Consider the following 19375-nt stretch of genomic DNA (forward strand, 5'->3'; position numbering starts at 1 on the left):
TTATTTTCTGCCTGATGCGGCAGAAAAGGCTGCTGGTTTTCTCGTATAGAATGCAGTATTCAGCAAAATTTGCTGTGAAATAAGGAATTAACAGAATGAAACTGGATAAATTCGACCTCGCCATCCTGACGGCTCTGCAGCAGGATGCCCGCATCAGCCTGCACGACCTGAGCGCCAAGGTGGGCCTGACCTCGTCGCCATGCTGGGCGCGCATCAAGCGCATGGAAGACGATGGCGTCATCGAGGGTTATACGGTGAACGTCAATGCGGCCAAGGTGGGGCTGGCCGATACCGTCATCGTGCAAGTGACCCTGGACGACCATTCCGACCAGGCCCTGTTCGAATTCGGCCACGCGCTGGCCATGATCCCGGAAGTGCTGGAAGCGTTTCTTGTGTCCGGCGACTACGATTACTACCTGCGCATCGCCGTCAGCGACACGCGCGACTACGAACGCCTGCTGCGTGAGCGCCTGTATAAAATTCCCGGCATCCGCCACAGCAAATCCAGTTTCGTGTTGCGCCAGCTCAAGCAAAGCTATCTTCCCTTGCAGCGCTGACTTTGTGACCCCTTCCCCGCACGGCGGGAGTTTTTCCCTAGTTCATTGATGGTGGCTGTCCGATACTGGACGCAATAAAAACCACTATAAATCGGGGATATGCATGAGACTGACCTTATTCGCCGCCGCCGCCATGGCGCTGTGCCAGGCGCAAGCTGCCGACCCTGCCAGCCTAGAGCTGGCGTACGACTTGCCCACCGTTATCATCACGGGCAGCATGCCGCTGCCCACCGTGGAGCAGCCGCGCGATGCGCTCGCCGCGCCCGTGCAGACGGCCAGCGCGCAGCAGATCGCCTCCAGCGGCGCGCTCGACATTTCCGCCTTCCTGCGCCGTAACCTGGGCAGCGTGTATGTCAATGAAGTGCAGAACAACCCGTTCCAGCCCGACGTCAGCTACCGCGGCTACACGGCCTCGCCGCTGCTGGGCACGCCGCAAGGGCTGTCCGTCTACCTCGATGGCATGCGCCTGAACCAGCCGTTTGGCGACGTCGTCAGCTGGGACTTGATCCCGCGCATGGCCATCGCCTCGCTGACCTTGATGCCCGGCTCGAACCCCCTGTTCGGCCTGAACACCCTGGGCGGCGCGCTGGCCCTGCAGACCAAGGATGGCAAGAGCAATCCCGGCACAGCCGTCGAGGCGCGCCTCGGTTCCGATCAACGTCGCGGCGTCGAGGTCGAACATGGCGGCAGCAATGCGCAGGGCTGGCACTGGTACGTGACGGGCAACCGCTTCAGGGAAGAGGGCTGGCGCGACGATTCGCCGTCCGACGTGCGTCAGCTTTTTGGCAAGCTGGGCTGGAGCGATGCGCGCACGGATCTCGCCGTCACCGTGGCCCACGCGGACAATGCGCTGACGGGCAACGGCTTGCAGGAGCAGCGAATGCTGGCGCGCGATTACCGCAGCGTCTACACCAAGCCGGACTTGACGCAGAACAAATCCACTCTATTGAACCTGACGGGCAAGCACCAGGCCGGCGCCGGCTTGCTCTTGTCCGGCAATGTGTACTACCGCAAGATCGACACGCACACGTTTAACGGCGACCTGAACGACGAGTCGCTCGATCAGTCCGTCTACCAGCCCGGCGCGGCCGAACGGGCGGCGCTGGCGGCGGCCGGCTACACGGGCTTTCCCGCCAGCGGGGCGAATGCGTCGAATACGCCGTTCCCGAAATGGCGCTGCATCGGCAACGTGCTGCTGAACGATGAACCGGCCGAAAAATGCAACGGCATGCTCAACCGCAGCCATACCGAGCAGGAAAACTATGGTCTTTCGGGGCAGTTCACGGCACTGGCCGATCTGGCGGGCGCGCGCCATGCCGTCACGGCCGGCGCCGCCTACGATGCCAGCCACGCCACCTTCCGCCAGACCAGCCAGTTCGGCTACCTGAACCCGGACCGCAGCATCACGCCCGTCGACTTCTTTGCCGACGGCACGGAAATCGACGACGATGGCACGCCCGTCGATAACCGAGTCGACTTGAGCGGGCGCATGCGTACGTGGAGCGTGTATGCGAGCGACAGCATGGCGTTGAATCAAGCATTGACCCTGACCATCTCCGGCCGCTACAACCGCAGCACCGTGCGCAACCGCGACGCCATCACGCCGGGCGGCGGCAGCGGCTCGCTCGATGGCGACCACCGTTTCAGCCGCTTCAATCCCGCCATCGGTCTGGCCTATGCGCCGGCCGGCGGCACCAGCGCCTATCTTGGCTACAACGAAGGCAGCCGCACGCCGACGGCCATCGAACTCGGTTGCGCCGACCCGGACAACCCTTGCCGCCTGCCCAACGCCATGGCGGGCGACCCGCCCTTGAAACAGGTGGTCACCAAGACGTGGGAAGCGGGCGTGCGCGGCCCATGGGGCGACGTGGCCCGCTGGAGCGCCGGCCTGTTCCGCGCGGAAAACCACGACGATATCCTGTTCGTGGCCGACAACCAGGCCGGTTTTGGCTACTTCAAGAATTTCGGCAAGACGCGCCACCAGGGCGTGGAGCTGGCGCTGGACGGCAAGGCGGGCGCGCTGGACTTCGGCGTCAACTACACGTGGCTGCAGGCGACGTATCAAAGCCGCGAAACCGTCAACGGCAGCGCCAACAGCAGCAGCGACGCGGACGCGCCCGGCCTGGAAGGCAATATCGTCATCACGCCCGGCAACCGCATACCGCTGACACCGAGCCATATCCTGAAGGCGCACGTGGATGTTCAGGGCGGACGCGACTGGACGGTGGGCCTGGCCATGACGGCCGTGTCGAGTTCCTATGCGCGCGGCAATGAAAACAACCGGCACCAGGCGGGCGGCCCGTCCTACCTGGGTTCCGGCAAGAGCGCCGGCTACGCCGTGGTCGAGCTGAACGGGAAGTACCAGCTGACGCCGCGCCTGAGCGTGTTTGCCCAGATAAACAACCTGTTCGACCGCCAGTATGCGACGGCGGCGCAATTGGGCGCCACGGGCTTCGACGCCAACGGCAATTTTGCCGCCCGGCCATTGCCCGTCGTGAACGGCGACTATCCGATGGTCAATGCGACGTTTTATGCGGCCGGCGCGCCGCGCAGCGTGAATGTGGGCGTGCGCTACGCGTTTTAAGGCTGGACGTGCTCGATGACGCCATTGCGCAGCGCCAGATGCACGAGGGCTGCGGGGCCGGGCACGTCGAGTTTTTCCTTGATGCAGGTCTGGTGGTTGGCCACCGTCTTGCTGCTCAGGTGCAGCAGGCGGGCGCAGTCGGTGGCGCTGCGGCCTTCGGCCAGCAGGCGGAAGATTTCGAATTCGCGCTGGCTCAGGCTGCTCAAACGGTCCGCCTCCATGCGGGCCGTGCCTTGCAGCACGCCCGGTGCGCTGTGCGGATCGAGGTAGCGGCGGCCCGCGTGGGCGGCGCGCACGGCGTCGACCAGGTGTTCCGGGTCCGCCTGCTTGCTGACGAAGCCGCAGGCGCCGCCATCGAGCGCGCGCGCGATCAGCTGCGGCGTGTCGTGCATGGTGAATACGAGCACGCGGGCGCCGGCATCGCGGGCCAGCAGCTTGCGCAGCAATTCCAGGCCGCCGATGCCGGGCATGGACAAGTCCGTCACGCAGACGTCGGGTGCCTGTTCCAGGTGCAGGGCATATGCCGTTTCGCCATTGCCGGCCTCGGCCACGACGGCGATGTCGCCCCCTTGTTCCAGCAGCCGGCGGTAGCCCGTGCGCACCACCGGATGGTCATCGACCAGCATCACGCGGATCGGGGTCATGGCTGCGTTCATGCCGCACCGGCCGCCAGCGGCATCGCCACTTCGATGCGCAAGCCGCTGCCCAGCGCGCTGATCCAGCGGATATGGCCGCGCAAGCCGGCCACGCGCTCGCGCATGCCCAGCATGCCGAAACCGCCTTCTTCCCTTTTGTCCTGGCGCAAACCCTGGCCATTGTCTTCGATGGCCAGGTGCAGCACGCCGTGCGCATCGGCGCGCAATTCCACCATGGCACGGTCGGCGCCCGCGTGGCGCGCCACGTTCGTCAAGCCTTCCTGCACCAGGCGGTAGATGGCGGTGGCGGTGCTGTCGTCGAGGCTGGCGGGGATGGCGTGCGGCGCGAAATGGCAGGCGATGCCGTGCTGCTGGGCCCAGCTGTCGCACAGCGCCTGCAGGGCCGGCGCCAATCCCAGGCTGTCGAGCACGGGCGGGCGCAGCCGGCGCAGCATCGTGCGCACCATCGCGTGCAGCGCTTCCGACGAGCGGGCGATGCTGGCGGCGCAGGCCTGCACGTTCGCCTGGTCGCCGTCGCGCGCGCGCAGGATGTAGCTGGCGGCGGCGCGGATGGCCGTGCAGTCCTGTCCCACTTCATCGTGCAGCTCGCGCGCCAGCGCGCAGCGCTCCTCTTCCTGCGCGCGCAGCAGGCACTGCGTGAGGGCGCGGTTTTGCGCCAGCAGCAGCGCCACCTGGCGCCCGCGCCGCACGGCAAAGCCGGCCAGCGCCAGCGCCAGCAGCAACAGGCTCAGGGCCAGTTCATCGAGTTGCCAGTGTTCCTGGCGCCAGAGCGCGTGCGTCAGCCGTTCGGCCAGGTCCAGCCTGACGGCCAGCAGGAAAAAAGCCAGTGCCAGCGCGCAGCACACGAGGATGCGCCGGGCCGTCCGCGTGCCTGCGCGGCCGCTACTGGCGAGTTGATGGTGTTCCATGATGCTGCTCCCTGAGCACGGTCGATCTCTTTGTTGTGCAAGCTTCATGCCATCGGCGCAGGGGCGGGCGTCATGCGGGGCAGGGGAGGGGATGACTGTTCCAGGATGGAACAGGTGTACCGCGATGTGACGGTGGGCACTTGCGCTGGCCGCAGGCACGGTTTTCGAGCTTATCTGAAGTCGCGCCGGCACGCTGGCGCGCACGCCTGCAGTGCGAGGCATTGTTGTTCCAATGTAACGTTGAGATTCCTCAAGCTTCCATAGATAAAACAAAACAAAGTTTCGCAGGCTTAGATAAAAAATAAATTAATGATATTAAAAATATGATATTTGTTTTATGCGATTTGCTATATTTGTTGACACTTTTGTGAAAAAGCTGAAAGCGGGCGCCAGACCTGCCGACCTATCTATCCACAACAATCAAGGGAATAGAATGAATCGTATATCACAAGCGCGGGTATCGCCCGCCACCGCCAATCGGTCCGCTACCCGCGGCCGCTCAACCGTCCTGGCCGCACTGGCCGCCGTGTCCGTGCTCGCTTCGGCGCCGGCCATGGCCGATGTCCTGACCTTCGACAGCTTGCGTCCCGACGTGTACGCCAGCGGCCAGACGCTCAATACGTCCAGCTACAACCTGCTGTTCCTGGCCGACCCGACCACGGCGGCCGGCGGCGGCGTCAGCGGCGTGGGCGCCATCCTCGATGGCCGCGTGGGCTCGTCGTGCGATATCGCCGCCTGCCCGCAGGGCGCCACCGGCAATTACCTGGCCATCCTCAACGATGGCGGCGTGAATTTCGCGCGTGCCGACCGCCAGGCGTTCAGCCTGGCCGGTTTCGACTATTCCTTCATCGCGCCCGTCTCCGGCTTGCCGAACCAGAATTGGGGCGAACTGCAGCTGAGCGGCACCCTCAGCAACGGCCAGGTGGTCAGCACCTCGCTGGCGTTTCCCGGCCAGGGCAGCGATGGCAATTACCATTTCCAGGGCGCTTCCCTGCTGGGCGGCTTCAGCAACTACGCCTTCACGGGCCTGACCTTCAACGCCTGCATTTTCAATGACACTGGCGTGTGCAGCAATTCCATCGATTTCCCCGCCTTTAACCAGGGCCAGTTTGCGCTGGACAACATCAACATCAGCGCCGTGCCGGAACCGTCGACCTACATGCTGCTGCTGGCCGGCCTGGGCGCCATCGGCATGCTGTCGCGCCGCCGCAGCGGCAAGTTCGCCGCGTTCACCGTGCAAGGAGCGTGAGATGAAATTACGTCCCGTTTCCCTCGCTATCCTCCTGCTGGCCGCCGGCCTGGCGCAAGCGGCACAGGCGCAGGAACGCCGTTCCTACATCGTGCAGCTGGTCGACAAGCCGGCCGCCACCTACACGGGCCAGGTCGACGGCCTGGCCGCCACCAAGCCCGCCCCGGGCGCGCGCATCAACGTGGGCGCCGCCGACGTGCAGGCCTATCTGAATTATCTCGACAGCAAGCAGGCCGCCGTGGCCGGCACCGTCAGCGCGGCCGAAATCACGCACCAGTACAGCGTCGTCTTCAACGGCTTTTCCGCCTTGCTGACGGACGATGAAGTGCGGGCCCTGAAGAAAAACAGTGGCGTGGCCAGCATCAGCGCCGACTCCATCCTGCAGCTCGACACCAGCTACACGCCCACCTTCCTGGGCCTGGACAAGCCGGGCGGCTTGTGGGAACAGCTGGGCGGCAAGACGCACGCGGGCGAAGACATCATCATCGGCATCGTCGACAGCGGCATCTGGCCCGAGAACACGGCCTTTGCCGACCGCCTCGACGAGAACGGCGTGCCCAGCCACAGCGGCAGCAACGTCGTGTACGGCGCACCGCCGGCCAGCTGGCATGGCACGTGCCAGACGGGCGAAGGCTTTGGCGCCGAGAATTGCAACAACAAGCTGATCGGCGCGCGCTACTACCGCGCCTCCACGTCGGCGCTGCACTGGACGGAATTCCTGTCGCCGCGCGATTCCGTCGCCGGCCTGACGGGGCATGGCGGCCATGGCACGCACACGGCGTCCACGGCCGGCGGCAACAATGGCGCCATCGCCACCTCGAACGGCGTGTCGCTGGGCAAGGCTTCCGGCATGGCGCCGCGCGCCCGCATCGCCGCCTATAAAGTCTGCTGGACGGCCGCGTCGACGGGTCGCAACGGCTGCGCCACGGCCGACAGCGTGGCCGCCATCGACCAGGCGGTCAAGGATGGCGTCAACGTCATCAACTTCTCCATCGGCCCGAACGCGGGCGGCGGCGCCTTCGACGAACCGACGGAAGTCGCCTTCCTCGGCGCGGCGGCGGCCGGCGTCTTCGTCGCCACCTCCGGCGGCAATTCCGGCCCGGCCACGCCCGCGCCCGACGTGCCGGCGCCCGTCTCGCACATCAGCCCGTGGCTGGCAACGGTGGCCAATTCCACGCATAACCGCCTGTACGCGGGCAATGTCATCCTCAGCAACGGCAGCAAGCTGGAAGGCGCGTCGAGCAATGCGAATACGCCGGCGCTGCCGCTGATCCGTTCGCGCGACGCGGGCCTGGCCGGCGTGCCGCCGACGGACGTCAATCTGCTGCGCTGCTACGGCGCGGCCGATGCCACCTCGGCTTATCTGGACCCGGCGAAAGTGGCGGGCAAGGTGCTCGTGTGCGACCGTGGCGGCAACGTGCTGGTCAACAAGAGCGCGAACGCCAGGACGGCGGGCGCGGCGGGCGTGGTCATCGCCAACGTGGCCGGCGGCGCCAACACCATCATCAACCAGGCGCACGTGCTGTCGACCGTGCACCTGGCGCAGGCGCAGGGCGACGCGCTGAAGGCCTTCATGGCGGCCAATCCGGACGGCACGGCGGCACTGGGCGAAATCCACACCATCGCCGACACCACGGTGCAGGCGCCGATCGTCAGCGACCGCTCCTCGCGCGGGCCGAACGTGGCCAACGCGAACATCCTGAAACCCGACCTGTCCGCGCCCGGCACCAACATCCTGGCCGGCGTGACGGCCGACCTGACGCCGGCACAGCGCGATGCCGTGGCGGCCGGCGGCGCGGCGCCCGTGGCGGAATGGGATTTCTATTCCGGCACCTCGATGGCCAGTCCGCACGTGGCCGGCGTGGCGGCGCTGCTCAAGCAGCAGCACCCGAGCTGGTCGCCCGCGGCCATCAAGTCGGCGCTGATGACGACGGCCTTCAGCACGTACTCCGATGGCTTGAACGGTTCCGTGTCGTGGGATGCCACGGCGAAGAACTCGGGCCAGCTGCCGTGGGGCCAGGGCGCCGGCCATATCGCGCCGAACAGCGCGGCCGATCCCGGCCTCGTGTACGACGTGTCGGAAATCGACTATGCGCGCTTCCTGTGCGGCCTGAACCTGAAGGTCTACAGCGCCGCCACCTGCCAGGCCGTCGGCACCATTGCTGCCTACAACCTGAACCTGGCGTCGCTGACGGCGGCCAACGTGCTGGGCACGCAGACACTGACGCGCACGGTGACCAACGTGGGCGCCAGCAGCGCCGTCTACAACGTCTCGGCCAGCCTGCCCGGCTACACGGTGGCGGTGACGCCAACGAGCCTGAGCCTGGCGCCCGGTGCCAAGGCGCAGTACCAGGTCAAGCTGACGCGCACCACGGCGCCGGCCAATACCTGGACCTACGGCGCCCTGAGCTGGACGGATGGCACGCACACGGTGCGCAGCCCGCTGACGGCGCGCGGCACCTCGCTGGCCGCCATTCCACTGGTCAGCAGTGAAGCGGCCACGGGCAGCAAGGTGCTGACCCTGGGCACGGGCTTCACGGGCGCGCTGGTGGGCGTCAAGTCGGGCCTGGTCGAAGCCGTGCGCGAGTCGCGCACGATCGGCCAGGCCGCGACGGGCGCTGCCGCATCGGCCGCCTGCAAGGCGGGCGGCGCCACGGGCGTGAACGTGCACAACGTGGTGGTCCCGGCCGGTACCCTGGCGGCGCGCTTTGCCACCTACGACGCGGAAACGACGGGCGGCGCGAATACCGACATGGACATGGAGGTCTACAACGCCGCCAATGTGCTGGTCGGCAGCAGCGGCAACGAAAGTTCCAATGAGCAAGTGGAATTGCGCCTGCCCGCCGCCGGCACGTACAAGGTGTGCGTGATCGGCTTCGCACCGCAAAACGGCCAGGCCGACTACACCCTGTCGTCGTGGGTGCTGGCACCCGGCTTGAACAACGGCAACTTCAAGGCGCTGATGCCGGGCACGGCCTACGTGGGCGGCACCGCATCTGTCTCGCTGAGCTGGTCCAACCTGGCCGAAGGCAAGCGCCACCTGGGCGCCGTCGGCTACCAGGTCGCTGGCGTGGTGCAGGGCGTCACGGTGGTCGAGGTCAATACCAATGATCCCGTGCCGCTGTTCCAGAACGCGCGCGGCGCCAAGCCGGTGCTGGCTGAATAAACCGTTCTTTGCGTGAACGCAAGGCGTGCCTCCGGGCACGCCTTTTTTTATAGATTCCCCCCCGTTCGGGAGGAATAGCACTTGCACGGCGGTAACGCCCCCGGTATCTTGTCGGATAGCCATGGCTTTGTGCCCTGGCATTCTTGGGGAGTCGCGCGTGACCAGTTTCCGCACCAATACCGACCGCCTGCTGGAAGTGCGCCTGCAGGATGAAAAAGTGCTGGCGATTGCCGGCGCCATGGTCGCCTACACGGGCAGCATCAAATTTGAAAAATCCCTGCTGGGCGGCGAGGGCATCTTTGGCGCGCTCAAGCGCAAGGTGACGAACGAAGGCATGCAGGTGATGCAGGCTTCAGGCAGCGGCACGGTGTTTTTCGCGCAGAACGCGGCCGAGATCACCGTCATGGCGCTGGCCGGCGAAAAGCTGACCATCGAAAGCAGCAGCCTGCTGGCCTACGACACGAGCCTGAAGACGGGCACCAGCTTTGCGGGCCTGCGCGGCGCCAGTTCCGGCCAGGGCCTGTTTTCCACCACCGTCGAAGGCCACGGCAATCTGGCCGTCATTTCGCGCGGCAACCTGATCATGCTGGAAGTGACGCCTTCTCACCCGCTGCGCGTGGACCCGGACGCCTTCGTCGGCTTCAAGGGCGATATCCGCCAGGAATTCGTCTTCGACGTCAACTGGCGCACCATGATCGGCCAGAGCTCGGGCGAATCGTACCAGCACAAATTCACAGGCCAGGGCGTGGTGTTCATCCAGCCCGCCGAACGTTAAGTCAGCGAGGACCCGTCATGCCTGTCTATCAGCAGATCAATGAAAAGATGCTTGAGGTCAAACTCGGCAATGAAGAAGTGTTCGCCCGCAAGGGCGCCATGGTGTCCTACCAGGGCGACGTGGCGTTCAGCCGCTCCTTCCTGGCCGGCCAGGGCGTGCAAAGCCTGGCCATGCGCGCCGTCACGAACGAGGGCTATGCCCTGATGTCGGCGCGCGGCACGGGCAGCGTGTTTTACGCGCAGGGCGGCCTGTTCGTCACCATCGTGCCCGTGCGCGGCGAAACTTTCTATGTGGAAAGCGACTCTCTGCTGGCCTTCGATGCGCGCCTGACGGCCGGTACCATGTTCCTCGGCAACCAGGGCGGCGTGCAGGGCGTGGTGCGCGGCATGGCCTCGGGCCAGGGCTTGTTTACCACCACCCTGCAAGGCACGGGCGAGGTGGCGATTTTGTCCGACGGCAATGCCATCGGCTTGCCCGTCACGCCGGACGTGCCCGTCTTTGTCGACCCGCAAGCGTATATCGGCCACACGGGCCAGCTGAGCTCGACCATCGTCACGGACCTGAACTGGAAAACCTTTGTCGGCCAGGCGTCCGGCGAATCGTACCAGGTGAAGTTTACGGGCCAGGGCACGGTCTACATCCAAGCGAGCGAAAGGTAAGCCATGACGATTTACAATCCCGATACCTTGCCGAAGAACGATAACCTGAACCGTTTTTCGTATGTCATCGACGTCAAGGAACAGATCTTCATTCGCAAGGGCAAGATGATCGCCTTCTATGGCGAATTGCGCTTCGAAGCCATGGGCAGCAGTGTGCTCGACTTGATCGTGCGCAATGCCTTCAATGCACCGAAATACGTGCACCATTTTGTCGTGGCGCAAGGGCAGGGCCAATTGATTTTGGGCGACAACGGCAACGACCTGGCGTGCTACGACCTGGACAACGCCAACATGACCATCCGCGCGAAAAACCTGCTGGGTTTTACGAAGGATGTGATTTGCCAGGAATCGACCTTGCCCGGCTATCTCACCATGATAGGCACCGGTAAAGTGATCGCCTCGTCGAACGGCCCCGTGCATTTCCTCGAGTTGCCGTGCCGCGTGGACGAGCAGGCCGTGCTGGGCTGGGCCGATTGCCCCAGCCCCTCGTATCACTACGACTATGCCCACGTGCAGGGCTGGGCCTCGGCCGCCGGCGCGCTCACGGGTTTTACCCTGTCGGGCGAGGAAAAGCAGATCGACTTCACGGGCGCCGGCACGGTGCTGGTGCAGTCGTCCGAGCTGGACGTGACGGGCAGCTCGGCCCTGATGCAGCTGCTGGCGCAACTGCCGCTGCTGGGCAAGGAAGACCTGGGTACCTTGAGTCTTTCCGTGCAGCAGCAGATGAAGGACAGTCGTTAAGACCAGGCAGTCCAAGAGTACCTGACAGAACCGTAGCGAGCGGAAGGGAGAGGTAGTCGAGAAGCGCAACCGTACTGAAGTACGGTGAGCATCGCAGGCTGCCTATACCGACGCGCAGTAGGTTCGGTCAGGTACTCAAGGCCGCGCCCAGCCGGGCGGCCGCTTTTCAAGGAAGGCGCTCACGCCTTCCTCCGCATCCTCTTCCATCATGTTGCGCGCCATCACGTCGCCCGCGTACGCATACGCCTCGTCCAGCGGCAGCTGGCGCTGCCGATAGAACATCTGCTTGCCGTAGCGGATGGCCGTCGGGCTTTTCGCCATGATCTGCTGCGCCAGGCGTGCCACGGCCTCGTCGAGCGCCGCGTCGGCCACCGTTTCATTGATCAGGCCCCAGTCGGCGGCCGTGTCGGCGTCGATGAAGCGGCCCGTCACCAGCATGTCGAAGGCCCGCTTGGGCGACACATTGCGCGACAGGGCGACGGACGGCGTGGCGCAGAACAGGCCCACGTTGATGCCGGACACGGCAAAGCGGGCGGACGCGCCCGCCACGGCCAGGTCGCAGCTGGCGACCAGCTGGCAGCCGGCCGCCGTGGCGATGCCGTGCACGCGGGCAATCACGGGCACGGGCAAGGCCTGAATCGCCTGCATCACGCGCGAGCATTGCGCGAACAAGGTTTGATAATAATCAAGCTGGCGCGTGGCCTGCATCTGGCGCAAATCGTGGCCCGCGCAAAACGCCTTGCCTTCGGCGGCCAGCACCACGCAGCGCACGTGCGGCTGCTGCGCGATGGCATCGAACGCTTCCTGCAGCGCGGCCAGCATGGCTACGGACAGGGCATTGAATTGCAGGGGACGGTTCAGGCGCAGGGTGACGAGGCCATCCTGCTCTTCGCGCAGCACCAGCGGTGCGTCGGTATCTTGTAAAGCGGTCATGCGGTCTCCAGTGGCCTGATGGCCTTGTTTTTATGGAAAAGCTTACTTGGCGGCGTTGACGCTGCCGATGCCGGCGATCGACTTGTGCACGATCTTCGGCTTGCCGTAATACGTCAGTTCGCCCATGCCGCGCACCACGGCGTTCAGCTCGCCCGAGGAATACACCTTGACGGAGCCGATGCCTTCGAAATTCACGTCGACGTTTTTCGCCAGCAAGGCTTTCGTATCGACTTCGCCCACGCCCTGCGCCTTCAGGCGCAGCCAGTCGACCTGGCCATCGGCGGCCAGGCGGCCCGCGCCCTTGTAGCTGATGTCGACACGTGGACCATTGAGCTTGGTCAATATCTTCTCGCCCGCGCCTTCCGCGATCAGCTTGCGCAAGGTGGGCATGGTGATGAGGATGCGCGGGTCGCCCTCGGTCTTCTTGATATCTTTATCCTTCATGGAAATTTTCAGTTCGCCGTCGACCACTTCCGTGATCACGCCGCTGAGGAATTTCTGGTCGCCGCGCAGCAGCAGGCTTTGCTCCTTGCCCGATTCCACTTCGATGCTGATGGGGCCGCGGATGTCGATGGCGTTGAAGGCGGCGACCGTGCGGGTTTGCTCGTCGGCATGCGCGAGGGTGGAAAGGCAGGCGAGGGACAGGACTGACAACAGGAACAGAGGGCGCATGGCGGTTTCCTTGAGTAGTTGATCAGTGTATTCTATGTTGCAACATCTCCAAGGTGGAGAAATTTGCGATGAGCGGCGCAAATCGCGGCGTGGATGACGCGCCGCCATCGGCCAGCCGCGCGCCCGCGAAGGCGCCGTTGGGCTATGCTATGGCGTAACGCGTCCTGGAGACTGCATGAAAAATTATCACAAAGAAGATTATCCCGTCGCCGATATCCGCCGCTTCCTCGAACCGGGGCCGGTGGTGCTTGTCACTTCAACGTGGCAGGGCGAGAGCGACGTCATGACCATGGCCTGGCACATGCTGATGGAATTTACGCCATCGTTGCTGGGCTGCTTCATTTCCGACGCGAACCACAGCCATGAAATGATCAAGCGCAGCATGGAATGCGTGATCAACCTGCCCACGGCCGACATGGTCGACCAGGTGGTCGCCATCGGCAATTGCAGCGGCGCAGACACGGACAAGTTCGCGGCCTTCGGCTTGACGCCGCAGCCGGCCGAGCTGGTGGGCGCGCCCCTGATCGCCGAGTGCTACGCCAACTTCGAATGCAAGCTGGCGCAGGTGGCGGGCAATCCGAAGGGCGGCTTCTTCATCTTCGAGTGCGTGAAAGCCCACGTGGCCACCTCGCCCAAGCTGCCCGAAACCCTGCATTACCGGGGCAATGGCGAGTTCATGGTGTCGGGCCGCACGATCAGCCGCAAGAGTCTGATGAAGCCCGAGATGTTGTAGGTCGGATTGGCGCGGCTATGCCGTGCGTAATCCGACAACACTACCGGCCGCGCCAACCATGTTGTCGGATTACGGCGCCTTGCGCCTAATCCGACCTACGCTTAAATGACACCCTGCGCCAGCATCGCATCGGCCACTTTGACGAAGCCGGCGATGTTGGCGCCATCCACATAGCTGACGGTGCCGTCGGCGCGGGTGCCGTATTGCTTGCACGCGGCATGGATGCCCTGCATGATCTGCAGCAAACGCGCGTCGACTTCCTCGCGCGGCCACGATATGCGGGCCGCGTTCTGGCTCATTTCCAGGCCGGAAGTCGCCACGCCGCCCGCATTGCTGGCCTTGCCCGGCGCATACAGCACGCCGGCCGCTTCGAAAGCCTTGGCCGCTTCGATGGTGGTGGGCATGTTGGCGCCCTCGGCCACGCACTGCACGCCATTGGCGATGAGACGGCGCGCATCGTCGATGTTCAGTTCATTTTGCGTGGCGCAGGGCAGGGCGATGTCGACCGGCACATGCCATGGCGATACGCCCGCCTCGAAGCGCACGCCCGTGCGTTCTGCGTAGTCGCTGACCCGGCCATACAGATGATTCTTGACCTCCATCAGGATGGCCAGCTTTTCCGGCGTAAAGCCGTCCTCGTCGATGACGGTGCCGCTGGAATCGGAGACGGTGATGACTTTCGCGCCCATGGCCATGGCTTTTTCCACCGCGTACTGCGCCACGTTGCCCGAGCCGGAAACGGACACGCGCATGCCTTCGAACGAGCGGCCCCGCGTCTTCAGCATTTCCTCGGCGAAATACACGGTGCCGTAGCCCGTCGCTTCCGGCCGCATCAGCGAGCCGCCGAAGCTGGCGCCCTTGCCCGTGAACACGCAATCGGCGCGGTTGCTGAGCTTTTTCATCATGCCGGCCATATAACCCACTTCGCGCCCGCCCACGCCGATGTCGCCGGCCGGCACGTCCGTATCCGAACCCACGTGGCGGAACAGTTCGCTCACGAAGGCCTGGCAGAAGCGCATCACTTCGCCCGGGCTCTTGCCCTTCGGATCGAAATCGGCGCCGCCCTTGCCGCCGCCCATCGGTAACGTCGTCAGCGCATTCTTGAACGTCTGCTCGAAGGCAAGGAATTTCAGCACGGACAGGGTGACGGAGGGGTGGAAGCGGATGCCGCCCTTGTACGGCCCGATGGCCATGCTGTGCTGGATGCGGTAGCCGCGGTTGACTTGTACCTGCCCATGGTCATCGACCCACGACACGCGGAACATCACCACGCGCTCCGGCTCGATCAAGCGTTCCAGCAAGCCTTGTTCCGCGTATTTCGGGTGCTGCTCCAGGAACGGCCACAAGCTCTCCATGACTTCGGTGACGGCTTGCAGAAACTCGGGCTGACCTGGATTGCGTGCGGCGACATGCTGGACATACTCGTGAGCAGATGCATATTTCATCAGAATTCCATGGAGGTAATCGGTTATTTGGGCAACTATCATCGCAGATTTCGCACAAAAATGGTGCGGAAATTTGGTTTTGAGGGGTTTCTGCTACATTGTGGGGCGAATTTTTCAGCCGTCCGGCGCGGAAAAACAGCCCCTGACCTGATGGAAAACTTGATATAAAAACAAAAACGCCAGCGGAAGCGCTGGCGTTGTAGACCTTCACGTCGGATGTCCGGATCGTTTCGGGCGTAGCTCGGGCAAGGGCGTCTGCTTGCCGATGAGTAGCTGCATGGCGCGTTGCCGCAGTGTGTGGCGTATCCGGTGCGGGGTCCGGCATGCAATCGTATCTAACAAAAAATAGGAAAGGGTACGCAGGCTGGACGCCGGGCGTGGCACGCTGACGCGCCAGTAGCGTACCGCCGCCGAGATGCCGGTATGGCCCAGCAGGGAGCGCAGATTGTTCAGCAAGCGCGCTGAGCGGATCCGGTTGGCCAGCGCAGGTGCCAGCCGCGCAAGGTGCGGCGTGATCATGGCGTCGATATTCAGGAAATGATCGAGCTTGCGCGACATCGCCGTCATCTGTGGATGATGTTGACGATAGTGCAGCAGGACGTTGGTACTGTAGTGTATGGACATCCCGGCGCTCAGGCAGCGTATCCAGTAGTCGTAAGCGGCGCCTTCCTTGAGCTGTTCGCTAAATGGCCCCATACGGGAGAGTAGCCGTTTGCTGAGCAGCACACCGGATGGCTGAATGGGAGAACCCAGCAGACAGGCGGGCCAGGCGGCAAACTGCCGTGGCGTTGCCCAATCCACGGGATTGCCGCCATGGCTGTTAAGCGTGGCAACTTGCGACGCATACACAATCGCATCCGGCGTTTCGGATGCTTGTACCTGTGCAAGTTGTTCAGCCAGTTTTTCAGGGCACCAGATGTCGTCGTCGTCGATGAAGGCGACCCAAGGAAAACGGGCTGCGGCCACTCCCGTATTACGCGCGGCCGCCAGACCGCTTCCCGCATTCGGCAAGACGGTGACTTGCGGGTAGGCTTGCCGTACATAGGCGGGTGTGTCGTCGCTGCTGGCATCATCGATCAGCAGGATTTCTTGCGCGGGCCAGGATTGGGCCAGCAGCGATTGCAAGCTGTCGTCAAGAAAGCCGCGCGACCAGCCATTGCGGGTGCAAATGATGACACTCACTGCCGCCGCGCCCGCATCGAGGGCGGCAGGCAGAGCGTGGGCTGCGGCTGCGCTCATGTCGCCACGGCCGCAGGCGGCGCAACACGGATGCGTACGGTAGCGCCGTCTTGCCGGATTTCATACGGTTGCAGTGTCAGCGACGGGCAGGACGATTTTCCTGTTTGCAAGTCGAACGAGATTGCACAAGCCGGGCAATACACTTTGCCGCTATCGCATCCGCCATCGGCCAGGTCCACGCCATAGTGCGGGCAGGCCGCGTCGTAGGCGCGGGTGCCGTCGCTGGTGTGTACCAGCATGATGCGATACGGCGCGGCATCGACGATGACGCGCTGCGTATCCGGGCCGGCGGCAGGCAGCTGGCCATGTATGAGGCCGCTTTGCTGCTCGAGCCGGCCGGCGATGACGGGAACGGCAGGCGGCGTCTGCACGGGTGCGTTCGCCACAGGCGGGCCGAAGTTGTCTTCGCGTCGCAGATGCAGGACTTCATCATGGCCTTGCTCGATATCGGCGGCCCGGCGCCAGAATTCGCGCGAATAGAAGCAGGCGGGATCGAACGTCGGCCTGGAAGCGTTCAGGCGCATGGAAATGGCCACGCGCGTGGCCTCTGTCGTGTTCAGATGCGTGCCGTGCAGCACTTCGGGATCGAAGACCAGCATCTCGCCTGCCGCCAGGGGCAGGTAGGTCGGCACCGGCAGGCGGTAGCCCGCTTGCAGGTACAGCGTGCGCCGCTCGCAGGGCAGCGTGACGTTGGCTAACTCCGGATACAGCACCATGCCCGCTTCCGCCGGCACCTCGCCTATGGCCCACCAGATATTGCGCCCGTCGCGCGAATGGCCGGCCCAGCTATCGATGTGCGGACCGTGCGCCCAGGCGGCGGGCGGGTGGCCCCGGTGATACTCCTTCGGCGCGTACACGGGGTCGATGACCTTGCGCATCTGGAATTTTTCGCGCACGGTAGCGCTGAGCCTGCCAATACCGGGATTCTCGCTCGCCGGATTGGTCTTGCGCGCCACTTCGTAAGGGAAGTTGATGCGCAGGATCAAATAGTCATCCACATAGAAATCGCCATCCCAGCCCAGGATCTGGCGTCCGACGGCCGTCGCCATGGCCAGCAAGGGCTGGCGCAAGCGTTCCAGCACCTGGTTGCGCAAGGAAGCCACATCGTCGGTATCGATGACTTCGTGCAGCCGCTCAATGCCCTGCTGGCGCAGCAACTGAGCCTTTGCTGCGCCCTTCATTTGTCCCACCGTGGAAATAATTTCCTCGAGCACGCGCTCGGTCATGGTTTCCCAAGGGGCGAGTTCGCGGACGTGGCACTTCAGCCACACGCCCTGCGACGAAGATGGCGAGCTCATATTCATTGCTCCGTTGCCAGGGTGCGCAAGGTGTGCAAGCCGCGCACCGTAATCTGGCGCAACTCTTGTATCAGCGGCAGGGCGTTCTGGCGGGTACGGTGATATTGATCGGCCGAGCGCGCGCGGTCCATGATGGCGCTTACGCAATCGCCATTTTCCATCAGATCGACATCCCACGATGCCATGCCGATGGTCGACAGCATCGAGCGGCCCCTTTCGTCATAGGAAAGATTGATGCTGTGCGAGCCCATGGCCAGGCACGGCAGGAAGCCGTGCAGGCGGTAGCTGACGTGCAGCTTGCAGGTGCGCAGCGCTTCGATGTAGCGGCTGACTTCGTCAAAGTACATGGGCGCCGCTTCCGGGAAGCCGGCCGCGAATTCGAGATCGATGTAATCGTGGCAGGCCAGATAGACGGGTTGCGCATATTCGGCACGCAGGGCGGCAATCAGGCGGCGCAGGTCTTCTGCGATGCGCCACTGCAAGGTGGCAGGAACGCTCATGCGCATGGGGTGACGCACCGAAATGATCACGCCGCCCCTGGCCGCTTCGCCCTCGGCATTTGGGGGCAGGTACAGCGTGGGGCAGCCGCCGACCGTCACCTTGGCGCCAAGATCGGCGAGGATTTCTTGCGAACCCGTGTCGCGCACCATGGCCACCTTGGCATGCTCGACCAGGTGCCGTATTGCAGTCGCGCTGAGGGCATCGGTGCGGTCTTCCATTTGCCCATCGCGGCCCGTGATGCGGCCATGGGACAGTCCCATCAGCATCATCGGGCGGCGCAGGGCATTGACGGCCTGCACATCATAGGACAGCTGGCCGTTTTCAAACAGATTCCCGCCGCCCACGATGACGGCGTCGGCGAGGCGGTTCATGTCATAGATCTGGCGCGCTACCAGGCCGCCGAACTGCGGCCCCTTCAAGGCAGGAATGCTGACGACATTGGTGGCTTCTCCGAATACCTCGTAAAGGAGTTCTGCGGTAGCGTAGCCGATGAGATCGTTGCCGATATTGCGAGTGGTGGGCCGCACCATAAAGATATTCAATGTCCGTCCTTCTTGTTATGGGGGTGTAGGGAAATTGGGAGGCAAGGTACGTTGCTTAGCCGCGCGCCGCGAGTTCTTCGATAAGTGCCTGAAAGCGCGATTTCAGCTCCTGATCGCCAGGATAGGCGCCACGATCCACGTCCAGCATGCGCTGCGCGCTTGCCGCATCGGCGCTGACGCCGAGCAAACCGGCGATGTCATTAATCAGTGTCAAATCGTTCTGGTTGACACGTTCGGTACTGATGACGAGCGGCTGGATGCCCCGTTGCCTGAACCAGTCCTGCCAAAGCTGGTCATCCTCGGCAATCAGTTGCATGGCCTTGCGCGCCGCCAATTTGAGGCGCCAGGTCGAGTAATTCTTTGTCACCGTCGCTTGTTCGAAACCCCAGCGCCCCGTCACCATGCAAGTCGCCAGAGACGCAGCCTGGGCGACCTTGTTGTCGCGGATTAAATGCATCACGGTTGCGCCTTCGAACAGGGTTGCAAAGTCGTGTGCATGGGGCCACTTTTGAATCTGGGCAAACTGGATGTTCGATGCGAACACGCCATTCGCGGAACGCCGGGCATAAATATGTGCCAGGTAATCATGTTTTTTGATCTGCCAGCGGTTCGTCAGTGCCTGCACGCTGTTGTCATTGAAATATTCCAGCGGCACGCCGATGCCCGCGCCCAGCAACAGGCGGGCCAGCCGCTTGCTCGAGGCGCGTGGTGCTGCAC

Annotated in this window: 17 protein-coding genes; 8 read left to right on the plus strand and 9 right to left on the minus strand. The window is 63.9% G+C overall.

Features of this window, described 5'->3' with window-relative positions:
• The first annotated feature begins 95 nt into the window (after positions 1–95).
• Together AC0V2Y_RS23145 and AC0V2Y_RS23150 are read left to right on the plus strand one after the other, a co-directional pair.
• Positions 96–557 (plus strand): Lrp/AsnC family transcriptional regulator, encoded by a 462-nt coding sequence (locus AC0V2Y_RS23145; protein WP_070217690.1) that lies wholly within the window; start codon positions 96–98, stop codon positions 555–557.
• Between the two features lie 103 nt (positions 558–660).
• Positions 661–3141 carry a TonB-dependent receptor gene (locus tag AC0V2Y_RS23150; RefSeq protein WP_475414886.1) on the plus strand — a complete coding sequence of 827 codons (2481 nt, stop codon included), beginning with the start codon at positions 661–663 and terminating at the stop codon, positions 3139–3141.
• On the opposite strand, the gene AC0V2Y_RS23155 is transcribed toward AC0V2Y_RS23150, so the two are convergent.
• Positions 3138–3785 carry a response regulator gene (locus AC0V2Y_RS23155; RefSeq protein ID WP_475414887.1) on the minus strand — a complete coding sequence of 216 codons (648 nt, stop codon included), beginning with the start codon at positions 3783–3785 and terminating at the stop codon, positions 3138–3140. The genes AC0V2Y_RS23150 and AC0V2Y_RS23155 overlap by 4 nt on opposite strands.
• Before the next feature lie 8 nt (positions 3786–3793).
• A complete protein-coding gene (locus AC0V2Y_RS23160) occupies positions 3794–4705 on the minus strand; it encodes a histidine kinase (RefSeq protein WP_475414888.1) in 912 nt (303 codons plus the stop codon).
• A gap of 433 nt (positions 4706–5138) precedes the next feature.
• On the opposite strand from AC0V2Y_RS23160, the gene AC0V2Y_RS23165 reads away from it, so the two are divergent.
• The 5 genes from AC0V2Y_RS23165 to AC0V2Y_RS23185 all read left to right on the plus strand — a co-directional run bounded on the left by AC0V2Y_RS23165 (position 5139) and on the right by AC0V2Y_RS23185 (position 11295).
• Positions 5139–5954: an NF038120 family PEP-CTERM protein gene (locus AC0V2Y_RS23165; protein WP_475414889.1), complete on the plus strand. Its 816-nt coding sequence runs from the start codon at positions 5139–5141 to the stop codon at positions 5952–5954.
• A gap of 1 nt (position 5955) precedes the next feature.
• On the plus strand, positions 5956–9120 hold the full coding sequence (locus AC0V2Y_RS23170; protein ID WP_475414890.1) for a S8 family serine peptidase: 3165 nt from the start codon (positions 5956–5958) through the stop codon (positions 9118–9120).
• Positions 9121–9241: 121 nt separating this feature from the next.
• The gene (locus AC0V2Y_RS23175; RefSeq protein ID WP_475418374.1) at positions 9242–9895 is read left to right on the plus strand and encodes an AIM24 family protein; all 654 of its coding nucleotides are present in this window, start codon (positions 9242–9244) and stop codon (positions 9893–9895) included.
• 17 nt (positions 9896–9912) lie between these two features.
• Entirely contained in the window at positions 9913–10554 is a 642-nt protein-coding gene (locus tag AC0V2Y_RS23180) for an AIM24 family protein (protein WP_034784288.1), read from the plus strand.
• Between the two features lie 3 nt (positions 10555–10557).
• Positions 10558–11295, plus strand: coding sequence for an AIM24 family protein (locus AC0V2Y_RS23185; RefSeq protein WP_070312592.1), 738 nt, complete (start codon positions 10558–10560; stop codon positions 11293–11295).
• A gap of 135 nt (positions 11296–11430) precedes the next feature.
• On the opposite strand, the gene AC0V2Y_RS23190 is transcribed toward AC0V2Y_RS23185, so the two are convergent.
• Positions 11431–12228: an enoyl-CoA hydratase gene (locus tag AC0V2Y_RS23190; protein ID WP_475414892.1), complete on the minus strand. Its 798-nt coding sequence runs from the start codon at positions 12226–12228 to the stop codon at positions 11431–11433.
• 42 nt (positions 12229–12270) lie between these two features.
• On the minus strand, positions 12271–12900 hold the full coding sequence (locus tag AC0V2Y_RS23195; RefSeq protein ID WP_475414893.1) for a head GIN domain-containing protein: 630 nt from the start codon (positions 12898–12900) through the stop codon (positions 12271–12273).
• 175 nt (positions 12901–13075) lie between these two features.
• On the opposite strand from AC0V2Y_RS23195, the gene AC0V2Y_RS23200 reads away from it, so the two are divergent.
• Positions 13076–13633: a flavin reductase family protein gene (locus AC0V2Y_RS23200; protein WP_475414894.1), complete on the plus strand. Its 558-nt coding sequence runs from the start codon at positions 13076–13078 to the stop codon at positions 13631–13633.
• 101 nt (positions 13634–13734) lie between these two features.
• Here AC0V2Y_RS23200 and gdhA read toward each other — a convergent pair whose 3' ends face one another.
• From gdhA to AC0V2Y_RS23225, 5 genes are all read right to left on the minus strand, one after another.
• Positions 13735–15078 carry an NADP-specific glutamate dehydrogenase gene (gene gdhA / locus AC0V2Y_RS23205; RefSeq protein ID WP_475414895.1) on the minus strand — a complete coding sequence of 448 codons (1344 nt, stop codon included), beginning with the start codon at positions 15076–15078 and terminating at the stop codon, positions 13735–13737.
• 207 nt (positions 15079–15285) lie between these two features.
• Positions 15286–16317: a glycosyltransferase family 2 protein gene (locus AC0V2Y_RS23210; protein ID WP_475414896.1), complete on the minus strand. Its 1032-nt coding sequence runs from the start codon at positions 16315–16317 to the stop codon at positions 15286–15288.
• On the minus strand, positions 16314–17615 hold the full coding sequence (locus AC0V2Y_RS23215; RefSeq protein ID WP_475414897.1) for a Rieske 2Fe-2S domain-containing protein: 1302 nt from the start codon (positions 17613–17615) through the stop codon (positions 16314–16316). The genes AC0V2Y_RS23210 and AC0V2Y_RS23215 overlap by 4 nt, the downstream gene beginning before the upstream one ends.
• A 2-nt stretch (positions 17616–17617) precedes the next feature.
• Positions 17618–18658, minus strand: a complete 1041-nt coding sequence (locus AC0V2Y_RS23220; RefSeq protein WP_475414898.1) for a polysaccharide pyruvyl transferase family protein — start codon at positions 18656–18658, stop codon at positions 17618–17620.
• Between the two features lie 55 nt (positions 18659–18713).
• Positions 18714–19375 (minus strand): Stf0 family sulfotransferase (locus AC0V2Y_RS23225; RefSeq protein WP_475418375.1); only part of this gene is annotated, 662 nt, incomplete at its 5' end.

The organism is Janthinobacterium sp. BHSEK, from assembly GCF_056174685.1.